Source organism: Pontibacillus marinus BH030004 = DSM 16465 (assembly GCF_000425225.1).
Classification (GTDB): domain Bacteria; phylum Bacillota; class Bacilli; order Bacillales; family BH030062; genus Pontibacillus; species Pontibacillus marinus.
In genome coordinates this window covers 85,253-97,515 of the sequence record NZ_AULJ01000020.1, presented here as the reverse complement: position 1 = coordinate 97,515, position 12,263 = coordinate 85,253, and the positions used below count along the sequence as shown (strand labels likewise).

General features: G+C 35.0%; 15 protein-coding genes. 12 read left to right on the top strand and 3 right to left on the bottom strand.

The genetic code is table 11. From position 1 onward, the window contains the following. Positions 1–489 precede the first annotated feature (489 nt). The 4 genes from H514_RS0105875 to H514_RS24255 all read left to right on the top strand — a co-directional run bounded on the left by H514_RS0105875 (position 490) and on the right by H514_RS24255 (position 3,375). Entirely contained in the window at positions 490–900 is a 411-nt protein-coding gene (locus H514_RS0105875; RefSeq protein ID WP_027446130.1) for a hypothetical protein, read from the top strand. A gap of 1,117 nt (positions 901–2,017) precedes the next feature. Further along, positions 2,018–2,530, top strand: coding sequence for a hypothetical protein (locus tag H514_RS0105860; protein ID WP_027446127.1), 513 nt, complete (start codon positions 2,018–2,020; stop codon positions 2,528–2,530). Positions 2,531–2,735: 205 nt separating this feature from the next. Then, positions 2,736–2,921 carry a hypothetical protein gene (locus H514_RS0105855; RefSeq protein WP_027446126.1) on the top strand — a complete coding sequence of 62 codons (186 nt, stop codon included), beginning with the start codon at positions 2,736–2,738 and terminating at the stop codon, positions 2,919–2,921. A 148-nt stretch (positions 2,922–3,069) separates the two neighbouring features. Beyond that, positions 3,070–3,375 carry a GNAT family N-acetyltransferase gene (locus H514_RS24255; RefSeq protein ID WP_081672945.1) on the top strand — a complete coding sequence of 102 codons (306 nt, stop codon included), beginning with the start codon at positions 3,070–3,072 and terminating at the stop codon, positions 3,373–3,375. A gap of 120 nt (positions 3,376–3,495) precedes the next feature. On the opposite strand, the gene H514_RS0105845 is transcribed toward H514_RS24255, so the two are convergent. Further along, positions 3,496–4,401 carry a DUF1002 domain-containing protein gene (locus H514_RS0105845; protein WP_027446125.1) on the bottom strand — a complete coding sequence of 302 codons (906 nt, stop codon included), beginning with the start codon at positions 4,399–4,401 and terminating at the stop codon, positions 3,496–3,498. A 222-nt stretch (positions 4,402–4,623) separates the two neighbouring features. On the opposite strand from H514_RS0105845, the gene H514_RS0105840 reads away from it, so the two are divergent. Genes H514_RS0105840 through H514_RS0105830 form a run of 3 tightly spaced genes read left to right on the top strand, consistent with a single transcriptional unit; the run spans position 4,624 to position 6,478 of the window. After that, the gene (locus H514_RS0105840) at positions 4,624–4,977 is read left to right on the top strand and encodes a VOC family protein (RefSeq protein ID WP_027446124.1); all 354 of its coding nucleotides are present in this window, start codon (positions 4,624–4,626) and stop codon (positions 4,975–4,977) included. Positions 4,978–4,996: 19 nt separating this feature from the next. Next, positions 4,997–5,638 (top strand): Type 1 glutamine amidotransferase-like domain-containing protein, encoded by a 642-nt coding sequence (locus H514_RS0105835; RefSeq protein WP_027446123.1) that lies wholly within the window; start codon positions 4,997–4,999, stop codon positions 5,636–5,638. A gap of 27 nt (positions 5,639–5,665) precedes the next feature. Beyond that, entirely contained in the window at positions 5,666–6,478 is an 813-nt protein-coding gene (locus H514_RS0105830; protein ID WP_027446122.1) for an alpha/beta fold hydrolase, read from the top strand. 73 nt (positions 6,479–6,551) lie between these two features. Here H514_RS0105830 and H514_RS0105825 read toward each other — a convergent pair whose 3' ends face one another. After that, positions 6,552–7,403: a LysR family transcriptional regulator gene (locus H514_RS0105825; protein WP_027446121.1), complete on the bottom strand. Its 852-nt coding sequence runs from the start codon at positions 7,401–7,403 to the stop codon at positions 6,552–6,554. Positions 7,404–7,517: 114 nt separating this feature from the next. Between H514_RS0105825 and H514_RS0105820 the strand changes: the two genes are divergently transcribed. The 3 genes from H514_RS0105820 (at position 7,518) to H514_RS0105810 (ending at position 9,422) form a co-directional block, all read left to right on the top strand. Next, entirely contained in the window at positions 7,518–8,726 is a 1,209-nt protein-coding gene (locus H514_RS0105820; protein WP_027446120.1) for an MFS transporter, read from the top strand. A gap of 91 nt (positions 8,727–8,817) precedes the next feature. Continuing rightward, positions 8,818–9,078 carry a hypothetical protein gene (locus tag H514_RS0105815; RefSeq protein ID WP_027446119.1) on the top strand — a complete coding sequence of 87 codons (261 nt, stop codon included), beginning with the start codon at positions 8,818–8,820 and terminating at the stop codon, positions 9,076–9,078. Further along, positions 9,075–9,422, top strand: a complete 348-nt coding sequence (locus tag H514_RS0105810; protein ID WP_027446118.1) for a hypothetical protein — start codon at positions 9,075–9,077, stop codon at positions 9,420–9,422. Before H514_RS0105815 ends, H514_RS0105810 begins: the two co-directional genes overlap by 4 nt. A 65-nt stretch (positions 9,423–9,487) precedes the next feature. Here H514_RS0105810 and H514_RS0105805 read toward each other — a convergent pair whose 3' ends face one another. Further along, entirely contained in the window at positions 9,488–10,543 is a 1,056-nt protein-coding gene (locus tag H514_RS0105805; RefSeq protein WP_027446117.1) for a M42 family metallopeptidase, read from the bottom strand. Between the two features lie 175 nt (positions 10,544–10,718). On the opposite strand from H514_RS0105805, the gene H514_RS0105800 reads away from it, so the two are divergent. Beyond that, on the top strand, positions 10,719–11,231 hold the full coding sequence (locus H514_RS0105800; RefSeq protein WP_027446116.1) for a GrpB family protein: 513 nt from the start codon (positions 10,719–10,721) through the stop codon (positions 11,229–11,231). A 108-nt stretch (positions 11,232–11,339) separates the two neighbouring features. Beyond that, on the top strand, positions 11,340–12,212 hold the full coding sequence (locus tag H514_RS0105795) for an STAS domain-containing protein (protein WP_027446115.1): 873 nt from the start codon (positions 11,340–11,342) through the stop codon (positions 12,210–12,212). The last annotated feature ends 51 nt before the right edge of the window (positions 12,213–12,263 follow it).

The following is a 12,263-nucleotide window of genomic DNA, read 5'->3' as shown; positions in this document are numbered from 1 at the left end:
CTCCTTTATCATTGATCAGTCCGGCCTCATGATGACGCTTTCCAATATCAATACCAAGATAAATCATAGATATACCACCCATATAAGATTAATCAGATGTAAGGAATCCTCTTAACTTTATAGATACTCAACCTCGTTCGATATACGGCAACTAGGTACCATCCAGCTCATACGAATAGTTCTATAAAGAAAGAGGTGTCAGTCTTAAGCACGAAGACAATGCTTCAAGGGCGCAGAGCGACAACCTCTATCTGATTTAACCTCATTATACCTTCCTAAAAAGGTAATGAGGATTAAAAGCCAGAACAAATCTGACTAATAATAATATACGAGGGCGCAAACCTGGAATAAGGTTGTGCCTATTATTTTTGTCTTGATCATAAAAATAGTCGGTTATTTGTTGGTTATTTATGTTAAAATTTCAATTAAATTGTGAAGAAGTGTACTTAAGCTTACGAGCAGGTTTGTCCATAAATGTGGGGGAATTTGATGCGAATAAAAAAGAGTATAATCTTATTAACGGTTTTAACCATAATTATGTTAACAAGCTGTTCTCAAGCGAAAGAATTAGAAGTATCTAAGGAAAAAAATTTAAGTATCTGGAAGAAGAATGCTGGGGACGGCTATTCCAAACATGTTTTCATTGAAAAGAATCCCATTCCTGATGAGGTTGACGTTATTTGGAATTACAAGAAGTATGAAAATTGGTCATCATTAAGTATTCATCGAGGTATCCAAAGTATTGGTGGTGGGGATACAACAGTAGATTATTTAGAACCGTTTGATGAAGAAGACTCTCCATTTTATCTTGTGGTATCAAAAGATGGTATTGAATTACAGACCAATTCTGTATATGAAGTGGAAAGTTTCTTTGCAGAATTTGGTGGGGAATTAAACTAAAGGGTGCTTAGTGGAAGAACATATTTGCAATTTATCTCGAATTCAAATGTTCAGCAATCGGGCGCTATTGTGGGATTGTAATAAAATCACAAAACTTAATCGGAAGTGGTGATGATTATCAATAATGTTGGCCGTTACTCCTTTTTAGCATTTACTATGATTATTTCAATTTTTGGTTACTTCAAGTTACAAAACAGTGTAGAAACAGGGAAAAATTCAGCCAGAGACTACTTATCTAAAATAGATGGTATGAACTCAGTTGAATATAGTAAGTTAACAGAATGGTTTATTACTTCGGAAGTGTTATTAGGAAGTGTTTTATTATTAATCGGACTTATATTTTTTTGCATGTGCATGTATAGGTTTACAAAACATCATTGAACTACTCAAATAAGGGACTGACGAGTTCATAATGAAATGAAAGTAGAATCACTTAAGTCACCTTTGGGACTACACAACAAATTATATAATTTAATGAGAAAATCTAAATTTCGAGAATTCCTGATAAGTGCGCTTTCCCGGGATAAGGAAAGCCCTTTTTATTTGTCTTGATCGTACAATACAGTAAGTTAATAATTAGATAATTATGTAAAAATTTGAATTAGATTGTGAAGAAATGTACTTAAGCTAACTAGACAGTAGGTTGAAAAGGAAAAGTTCAATGGGGGTGTGAAAGTTATGAGAAAGGGAATTTCATATTTATTCGTTCTATTTATTGTTTCTACTATACTCTTTTTAATTGTGACTAACGTATTTAAGACATATACACCAACGGTAGCGTATCTTCTTTCAATGATTGTAAGTCATTTAATATTAGAGAAAAATGAATGGGTTATTGATCCTATAATAAAAGGATTGAAATGGGGTTTAAGACAATAAAGAAATATTAGTTATTTTTCAACAAACGGGTGCTATAGTTGAAGTTCTAATTGGAGATATCTCGAAATCAAGTCTTCAGTAAAAGGACGCTTTTCTGGAATAAAAAAAGCCCTTTTTATTTATCTCAATCATAAATATTGCAGATTATTAACTGGATATTTATGTTAAAATCTGAATTAGATTGCGAAGAAGTGATCTCAAACTAACGGATCAGTTTAGTGAAAGAAGGGGGATTGTAATGTTAAAAAAAATGGGAATCTTTATAGTGGTAATTATGATTTTAGTAGTTGGTGTACTAGTGTATTTAAAAATAAATCCTCCATTAGACATTCGAGGTCTTGGTAGTAATGCAGAACAGTCTGGTAATATTACAAGTTATAAAGGAAATCCATTTGTAATTGTGGCTCAACCAGAGAATAATGGATTCGTTAATATAAGGTTAAAAGAAGTTCTTGTAAATTCGTATAAAGAGCCTCTTAAAGCTGAACTTGGAGTTGGTCGTTCTAATCATATGATAATGGTAAAACAGGCGTTAGGGAATATAGGCGAAGATGAAAAAATCAGCTTTAATGAGATAAGTGAATATCCAATAAGTCCATTAACTAAGGTTCAAAATGAACAAGTGGACTCGGATACAATTAAGCATTATGGAATTGCGGTTTTCCATGATAAAAAAATAAATAATCTTATCATTAAATATAGTTATTTCGGAATACCCTTTGAAAATGAAATAGAATTAAATGAAGACTAATATTCAACAACGGGAGCTTTACCAGAATAAGGAAATCCTCTTTTTATTTGTTTTGAACGTATAACATAGTAGATTATCAATTGGATATTCGTGTTAAAACTTGTATTAGATTGTGAAGAATAGGTCTTCAACTAACGGAGCAGGAATGTTGAATAAAGAAGGTCTGCGATTAGGTTTAATTTGCGTTACAAAGGAGTTGAATTATATGAACTATCTATTACTTATTGCTGCGATTTTTGTTTTGTTGTTCGCTTTGAGGAAAATCTCTTTGATTAAGTATTCTAAGAGACATACCGCTATAAAAGAGGCTAAACAAAATGTCGTTTCGTTGTTATGGGGAGTTTTGGTGGTTTCAGCAATTAATTTTATTCCTTATCAAGTTTGGGTATAAACTGGAAGTTGTCATTACTTTGATGCAGTATATATTATCAGTGGAACAGCTCTCTTAACAATAACTCTAAGCTTTATTATTTATTATAAAATCACATTTGCAATTTATCTCGGATTCAAGTTTTTCGGCAAACGGGCGCAATCATTGAATAAATGGTTGCGTCTATGGATATGCAGATATAGCTTGTATTAATGAGAAAACAGCGGAATTAGGGGTTGCCATTGGTGACAGTACACTTTGGGGAAAAGGTATAGGATTTATCTCTGTTAAATATATAATGGACTATGCTTCAAATCAGTTAGGTATTAATATCTTTAATGCAGAAACACACGAAGCTAATATTCGTTCAAAGAAAATGATAGATAAATTAGGTTTCAAGGAAATAAGTAGAATTGGTAAGGATGAATATCTAGGGGTTGAAAATCAACTAATACAATATAGGCTATCTTTATAAATTATTAAAAAACGCATGGATGTTATTAAAAAATCCATGCGTTTTAGCTATTAAGTTCCTTATTTCCAACGATAAAGTAATCCGCTTAGGAATAAAGTGATCTCTATATCATTCATATAATCAACTTAATAAACTGTTAATAAGTTTAGAAATAGCATTCATTATACTGTTGAAAAAGTTTGCTACGCTATTCCAAAAGCCTTTGTCATTAACTAGATCTTTTACACTTGAGGTGATCTCATCGAGCTGCTTTTGCACTTCATTAAAATTAATATTTAAGGATCGGATTTTATTAAATAAGTTTGTTAACAACTGGCGATCCTCAGCACTTAATTCAATATTTAAGGATTTTAACTGCTCATTAACAATCTGCTCAACTTCCTCTTTAGAAGTGGGGTTTTGTTTGGCGATTTCCTTTTTAATTGCTGATATGAGTTCGCTAACCTGTTCTTGGTTAATTCCAGCGTCTTCAGCTAGTTTTGTTGCTACATCTAATTCTTCATTAGCCACTTTCATTCTTTCTTGATCTAGTTTAGCCCCTTTTTCATCATAAGCTTTGTAAATTCCTGTTAATGCTGAGTGACCTGACACCTTTACAGGAGAGGCGACATCAACTGTTGCATTTTGGACACCCGCAGTGAGCAATGCATTCTTATACATTTCTTTTGTAACCTGCGTGATGTTATCTGGGGTAACAAGGTTAACCTGTAGACCTGATCCTTTTTCTTTCGGCGTAATTTTCACGGATGAAAACATGCGAGAATTAGGGTTTCCATCAATATAGTTTGCGATATCCTGACCATTCACTCGATATTCATCTATATTTGCTTGATTTTTTACCTCTAATAAGTTTCGAACCTTTTTTTCCTGGGATTCGGAAAGTGTGTCACCATAAACCACAATCGGTACCCCAAGTTTTTCATTTATTCCTTCTCCTTCATTTGTAGAGGCAAGGCTGGCTTGATTCCCAATAAATCCAAAGATAATAAGTAATGAAAGCAAAATAAAAGTGAATCGTTTAAGCATTTCTTCTCACCCTTTTAAAAAGATTTATATAAATCTATACCCTTTTTCAAACTGATTTTATCAATAATTAAATTTAGTTGGGCTTTTGTATTACCTTTCGTGTAATTTACCCTAATTATGGGGGCTCATAAGGTTGGGCCATATTTTGGAATATTTGCAGGACATTGTATTAGATGCATTGAAGTATTTGAAGAGTTTAAAAAGTGTAAGGAGAGATCATTGATGAAGACAGGTTTAAAGCACGTAAGAGCAAATGTGAAAGACCTAAACCGAGCAGTAGAGTGGTATGAGCGTGTATTAGGTTTTAAAGTTGAAGCCACATGGCCTCCAGAAAACCCGAACTATGTCCATTTTGAGCACGATGGTGGAGCGATATTTGGATTAATGGAGAGTGAGCACTTCCCTTCGCATGGAAGATTCAACTTTTATATATCAAACTTAGATGACTTATGGAAGGAAATAAAAGACCAGGTAGAAGTAGTGGAGGAGTTATTTGATACAGCATACGGGAGTAGAAAATTTACGATCCTTGATATAGATGGAAACGAACTAGGATTTGTTCAAGACCAAGGGTGATAATTAGGAGGTAACTAAAATGGGAGAACTCATTTTGTGTGGGGGAGGAAACGCGGAGCAATCTGACTCTATTAATCAATATTTTGCTGAAACGATAAACAAAAAGAAGCCATTACTCTATATTCCTATCGCAGGTGATCCTTCGTTTAGACCTTATCAATCAAGCTTTGAGTACATTAAGTCTATGTTTGCACCCTATGGAATAATAGATATTGCGATGTGGACAAATCTTCAATCTAAAACTCTTGAGGACTTACAAAGCTTTTCTGCGGTATATATTAGTGGAGGTAGTGCAAAACGATTAATCAATACTTTTACGCCAGCAGGGTTCGATCATATTTTGAAACAATACATAAATGATGGTGGTACAGTATATGGCCAAAGTGCTGGAGCGATGATATTTGGTCAGAAGATCGTTCATCTTGAAGGTGATGAAGACGAAGAAGTAAATGGAATGGACATGGTTCACCCTTATTCGTTTTATTGTCACTATAACGAAAATGATGATGCAGCTATACAAAATTATGTTTTGAAAAGCAAACACTCTGCTGTTGCTTTATCTGAGGGTGGAGCTTTGAATGTGAGTGATAAAGGAACGTCTGTAGTAGGGGATGGACCTGTTTATTTATTTGACGGTAACACCAAGTTTAATGAGTTTTAAACTACTCTATATGAAGGGGAAACATCTATGAAGTGTAAAGTGGACAAGGGTGATGTGTATTATGAGGTTTATGGGGAAGGGTATCCTCTTTTAATTTTACATTCTATGGGAGCCGATCATCGTTCTATGAAAAGTTGGATCGAACCGTTGTGTAAAGAAAAAAATAATATTCAACGCATTTACATAGATATACCTGCTCATGGTAAGAGTTCAATTGATTCCAGTGTGAAATCATCAGATGATATCTTATCCAATATCCTTGCGTTTATTGGGAAGATAATAGGGGATAACCCCCTTTCTATACTAGGTCATTCCTATGGAGGGTATTTAGCGCAAGGAATTCTGTATCATTATGCCGAACAAATAAAAGGAATTTGTTTGATTGCACCTATTCTTCACATTAAAGAGAAACAATTACCTCCAAAAGAGATTTTTGATAAAGACAGCAAATTGATAAGTGAGTTAGATCTTCATGTTAAAAAGGCATTTGAAACCTTATTTACATATCAAAATGAACTCTCTCTTAAAAGGTTTTTAGATGAGGTGCAACCAGGTAGATTATTAGCTAACCAATCATTTTTAGCCTCTGATTGGCGAGAAAAGGGCTACTTTTTTTCGGTTGACCCTCTGTTAGACAGCCCAGAAACATACACCTTTCCCTCCTTGTTTATTACGGGGAGGAATGATTTTATATGTGGATATGAAGACCATTTGTTTTTAATGAATAAATTTCAAAACTCCACCTTTATCACTCTGGATCGAACAGGTCACATGATTCATATTGAAAAGCGTGAAATTGTGCAAACTTTACTGGAGGATTGGTTTGTTACGCTTGTGTAGGAGAGATACTGTTCATTTATGTACAAGTCAAAACCCTCAATCTAAGAAGAACAGTCATCTTAGATTGAGGGTTTTACATATCCAATTTTAGAATTTGTAAAAATGCTTGAACTTGAGGTAATTGTTGAGCTGTATCAGTGGTACAGATCCACGTTTTGCGCGTAATGGCTTCTCCTTTTAAATGTAATGGGTTAATCGAATACTCTTGATCATTCAGATCCTGAATAGCTATCTCAGGTAATACAGCCATTCCAATCCCTTTTGACATAAGCTGTTTACATGTTTCAATTTGATCCACTTTGATTTTTTGAGAGTAAGAGATGCTGGAGTTTTGTAAGAACCACTCATTAACAGCTGAGCCATATGAGGAATCTGCTTGGAACTCTATTAGCGGTTTATCTAAGTTCTTACTATTCGAGTTTTTCTTTTCGACTAAATATAATTTGTCTGAGAATAATTCCTGACAGTTTTCTTGCCTAAGTGGTTCTCCACGTATAATACAGATATGAAAATCGTCAGGAGCTTGTCTAAACCCTTCACTTAAACCTGTCTCCAGCTCGATTTTCACCTGAGGATGTAGGTTGATATATGATTCTAGCAATTTAGGTAATACATATTGACCAATGACGGAAGAAACCCCTAGTGATAGAGTTCCACCCACTCCGCCTGCATGAATAGATACGTTATCTCGAACTCTCCTTTCTTCACTTATCACTCTGCTAGCAAATTCAACAATCTGTTCTCCTGCTGGTGTTAAAGCCAAATGTTTGTGTGATCTTATAAAGATTTTCTGTCCCCAATGATCCTCAATATGCTTTAAGCGTTGACTTAGTGCCGGTTGTGAGATAAGTAATTCTTTTGCAGCGCCTCTTATTGTTCCTGATTCCTTCAAAGCAACTAAAATTTTGTGATCTTCAACTTTCATAAACATCACCTCCAGGGTATAAGTTTTCCTTATCAAATTGAATTCAAAATATGTATTATCCTTATTATGTTTAATTATATATACTTATATTGGAAAGAGAAAGGAGGAGATGGAATGAACAATAAAGTTCTCTACAGTTTGATGATGCTATTTTCATCCATGAGTGGATCGATGTATATGATTGTGGTGGGGTGGTTGCTATATGAACTTTCAGGAAATGCTTTTTATTCTGGGATGTTAATAGGGATTGGCTTTTTACCAGGATTAATATTAAATCTTATATTTGGTGTCATTGTAGATCGTCTAAATCGAAAAAGAATCGCACTTATAGGTATAAGTATAACTACAGCTGTGTTTTTAATATTTGCCATAATCGCTGAATTAAATATGCTTCAGGTTTGGTTATTATTTATGTTTCACCTTATTATACGAACCGTTCATTCAATGAATCGACCTGCTTTACAAGCGCTTGTTGTTGGTTTGTTTTCTAAGAAAGACTATGCAAAAGTTATCGGAATCTCGACTAGTCTATCTGAATTTGGAATGGTAACAGGAGCGAGTTTGGCAGGGGTGTTACTGGCTATATTAACATCAGCTGAAATCCTCCTTATTATAGTATTGTTAAGCTGCTTAGCCCTGATCAGTCTATCCATTATCAAAGTAGAAAATGTGTATTTGAAAGATCCTACTGTACCTCAGCCTTTCCTTACTGATTTGAAAGATGGATATTTTTATTTAAAAAACAATAATATTGTACTGTATTTAATCATCATTGGTTTTGTAGGGCAGTTAACCGTACATTCCAATTCAGGTCTTCTTCCGGTTTACACAAACAGTTACTTGGAGGCTTCAAGTAAAGTATTTGGTTTATTAGAAGGAGCTTTTTCCATTTCTGCAATTATAGCCGGGATTTTTGCCTCTTGGATGTTAAAGAAATATAAATCTTTTGCAACCGTCTATTCTTTACTATTGATTATAGTGGGATTAAGTATTTTTTCCTTTACCAGGGACGTAACATTTGCATTTATCGGAATCTTTTTTATCGGTCTTGGGACCACACTATTAAGGGTAAGTACGCAATCACTCCAGCAGATGATAACAGAGCCGAATTATCATGGTAGGATGGCAAGTTTTCGTATGTTAATTAATCAGGGATCAGTTGTAATAGGCATTCCGATATTAGGGTTGATTAGTGAATATTTTGGGGCTAATAGCGGATATTTGGCGATGATGACCCCTGTTGTCATCATTTTGTTGTTTGCTGTTTTATCATTAAATAAACAAGTGACTCATAAGAGGATAGCAAACGTCTTACAATCTTAATATATATTTTCTGAAACGAAAATGGTGTTTCTGCGTAGAAATATTAAGGGGAGCTTTAAGGGAGCGCCAGTAAAAAAAGGGGAGATGTTTCATGATTATAGGAATTGCCTTACTTATAGGTTTTGTAGTAGCAGATTACTATATCTTTCGTTCGGTTTTTCGGATGTTCTTTGAGGACATGGATGACTTTTTTGAATGTGTAAGATTTGATTTTCAACCCGATTTGTTCTCGTTCTTTAAAGGTGAATTAAAAAGGGATTGGGAAGCGGAGTTTCGATTAGGTACATTTTTCTTTTTATGCGGGGCCGTTGTGTTTATTGAATTTCTAATATTGAAAGGGATCTTTTCTTGAACATGAAGAAAGCAGGAATAACAATTCTCGTTTTAGCGATTATGGTTTTTCTGTTTGAACACCAGAAGCCAGTATTAAGTACAAGTGAGGCAGTGATTCAAACTGTGAAGTGCCTAAATGATCCACCAGGGGACTTGGGGATACAGCCTATGAATATTAAAGTGGAGTCTTTGACATCAGAACATATTTCGAAAACACATTTAGTTGAAAAAAGCGGACTGTGGAATAATATAACGAACCGTAGAGAATGGGAAATAACTCTTCATTTTAACGGTAAACATACAACGGTTATTGTAGATGCTTATACAGGTGAATGCGTTAGTGTTTATGGGCCTTTAAGTTAATTTGTACATAAATATAAAAAACAGAGCTTTGTTGGTTTCAAGCTCTGTTTTTTAAAAACCTTGAATTAATACTCAATAATCTGTTTAAGTTGCTGTTCATCAAGTTTTTTAAGAAGTTCTGTTACAAGCTTGGCACAGTTCTCAATGTCTTTTTTACTAACCATGGATACATTACTATGGATATATCGAGCAGGAACGCCGATAACGATTGATGGAACGCCTTGTTTAAATAAATGGAACTTACCAGCGTCAGTTCCGCCACCAGTCATGACGTCGATTTGGTAAGGAATATTGTTTTTATCAGCTGTATCAATAACCAGGTTACGTAAGCGTGTATTCGGAATCATTGTAGCATCTAAAAAGGTCACAAGTGGTCCAGAGCCCAAACTCGGATGACCTTTGCCAGCTGGTCCATCCTGCGCCACGCCTACATCAAGGGCTATCGCAATATCTGGCTTTACTTCATATGGTGACGTTGCTGCCCCTCTTAAACCAACTTCTTCTTGAACAGTTGCTCCGGCATAGACTGTGTTTGGATGGTCTACATCTCGAAGTTGTCTCATCACTTCTAATGCAAGGTAACATCCGAAGCGGTTGTCTAAAGCTTTTGCCAAAATCGTGTCATGATCTGGTAGAATTTCATAAGGACACACCGGAATAATGGGGTCTCCAACACGAATGCCCCATTCTTTTATTTGATCATTACTACTAGCTCCGACATCTATAAACATCTCTTTAATCGGATAGACTTGATTTTTTTCGGCGGGTGTTAACACATGAGGGGGTTTTGAGCCAACTACTCCTGTAAATGTTTTATGCTCTGTAACGATTGAAACGCGTTGAGCAAGGAGCACCTGACTCCACCATCCACCTAGTGGAGTAAAGCGTAAGTAGCCTTCTTTGGTTACTTCTTGTACCATGAAAGCTACTTCATCCATGTGTCCGGCAAGCATAACACTTGGTCCAGATGTCGATCCTTTTTTCTCACCAAAAATACTCCCAAGATGGTCATGAACTACTTTGCCATCGTGCTTTCTAATTTCACGCTCCATAATTTGGCGGATTGCTCCCTCATAACCAGGAGCTCCATTTGCTTCTGTTAGTTCCTTCAAAAGATCCACAGTTGTTCATCCTCCTGTCTAGTTTATAATTATAGGATGAAGAGAGTAGAGGGATTTTATTCTTCTTTCTACTAAAGAAAATACTTGTGGTTAATGTTTCCAAAATTAGTATATCCCTTTAAACTGATTGTTGATAACTGATTGGTTAATCAAAGGTAAAATAAAGGAGAGTTTGATGAGAAAAGTTATTGTAGAATCCTATAATGAAGACTGGGTTCATAAATTTAATGAGGAAAAGAACTTACTGCATCACATTTTCGGTGATGAGCTAGTGGCCATCCATCATATAGGGAGTACTTCTGTACCTGGTTTGTCTGCTAAGCCAATTATTGATGTGATGCCAGTAGCTAAAAACATAAGACATATTGATCACTATAATGAAGCTATGAAGGATATTGGCTATGAACCAATGGGGGAATTTGGGATTAAGAATAGAAGGTTCTTTCGAAAAGGTGGAGAAGACCGAAGTCACCACATTCATGTTTTTGAAGAAGGAAGTCCAGATGTAGATCGTCATTTGGCTTTCAGAGATTATTTACGTAAACATGATCATGTAGCAAAGGAGTATGGTGAGTTAAAAGAAAAATTAGCAAAACAATATCCTCATGATATGGAAGCATACATTGCTGGGAAGGAGCAGCTGGTTAAAGATATTGAGCAGAAGGCCTTATCTTGGTACCGCAAATAGGTTAGGTCAAAAGATTTATCTGATATAACCTTCAATCTTTGCTTACCTCGAGATTAAAGTACTATAATTGTTACGAATCTACTAAATCTTAGAGGAGGTAAAGAATTCATGGCAAATAAATATAATATAGAATCATCAGAATTCCAAGCATTAAAGACCGCCTCTAAAAAAATGTTTCACATCATTACAAAACAATTAAATGTGAATACAGCTTATGTCGCCAGAAGAGGTGACACTGCAATGACTGTTCTTAGTTCATTGAATCAAGAAGAAGAAATGGTACCAGAAGGTTTCTCATTAGAATATAGTGGTTCATATTGTCGTTTAGTTATTCAAGATGATAATGAAGCGATTAGTATAGTAAACGGTTCTAAGGATGAACTAACAAGAGAGCTAGAAGTTACATCAGAAATAGGAACGAAAGGCTTTTTGGGAGTTACTTTAGCAGATGCTAAAGGGAATGTGTTTGGTACGTTATGTGTATTGGACAAAGAAGAGAAAGAATTTAGTGAAGAGGATATCGATTATCTTAAGTCTATGGCAGAGGTCCTATCATATATTATTGAACTGGATCAAACGAAGTATAATATGGCTTACTTAAGTGTTCCTATAATTCCAATAACCAAAGGGGTTTCTGTTTTACCTATCCAAGGAATAATTGATGAAAATCGAGCTGCGGATATTACGAATACAGTACTTCAGTACGGTTCTAAACATCAAATGGATTACTTTATCATTGATATGTCTGGTTTAGTCATTTTAGATGATGAATTTCCACATGTAATCATCACACTGGTGAAATCCCTTCAGCTTATGGGAATTGAAACGATTATAACAGGTATATCCCCTGAAATTGCCAAGCATGAAGTGAATAATATGCAATTTAAAGAGTTAAGTGCGAAAAAGGTCCCTGATCTAGAGTCAGCACTAGAGTATATTGGGTTTTATCTAACTGAAAAAGGAGAAAGTATTACTTCCTGACAGTCAATGTGATCATTAACCATATTACAATTACACAAACTTTTACAATCC

Coding starts and splice junctions, on each gene's coding strand:
- H514_RS0105875 (WP_027446130.1), top strand. CDS start 490: ATGCGAATAAAAAAGAGTATAATCTTATTAACGGTTTTAACCATAATT.
- H514_RS0105860 (WP_027446127.1), top strand. CDS start 2,018: ATGTTAAAAAAAATGGGAATCTTTATAGTGGTAATTATGATTTTAGTA.
- H514_RS0105855 (WP_027446126.1), top strand. CDS start 2,736: ATGAACTATCTATTACTTATTGCTGCGATTTTTGTTTTGTTGTTCGCT.
- H514_RS0105845 (WP_027446125.1), bottom strand. CDS start 4,401: ATGCTTAAACGATTCACTTTTATTTTGCTTTCATTACTTATTATCTTT.
- H514_RS0105840 (WP_027446124.1), top strand. CDS start 4,624: ATGAAGACAGGTTTAAAGCACGTAAGAGCAAATGTGAAAGACCTAAAC.
- H514_RS0105835 (WP_027446123.1), top strand. CDS start 4,997: ATGGGAGAACTCATTTTGTGTGGGGGAGGAAACGCGGAGCAATCTGAC.
- H514_RS0105830 (WP_027446122.1), top strand. CDS start 5,666: ATGAAGTGTAAAGTGGACAAGGGTGATGTGTATTATGAGGTTTATGGG.
- H514_RS0105825 (WP_027446121.1), bottom strand. CDS start 7,403: ATGAAAGTTGAAGATCACAAAATTTTAGTTGCTTTGAAGGAATCAGGA.
- H514_RS0105820 (WP_027446120.1), top strand. CDS start 7,518: ATGAACAATAAAGTTCTCTACAGTTTGATGATGCTATTTTCATCCATG.
- H514_RS0105815 (WP_027446119.1), top strand. CDS start 8,818: ATGATTATAGGAATTGCCTTACTTATAGGTTTTGTAGTAGCAGATTAC.
- H514_RS0105800 (WP_027446116.1), top strand. CDS start 10,719: ATGAGAAAAGTTATTGTAGAATCCTATAATGAAGACTGGGTTCATAAA.
- H514_RS0105795 (WP_027446115.1), top strand. CDS start 11,340: ATGGCAAATAAATATAATATAGAATCATCAGAATTCCAAGCATTAAAG.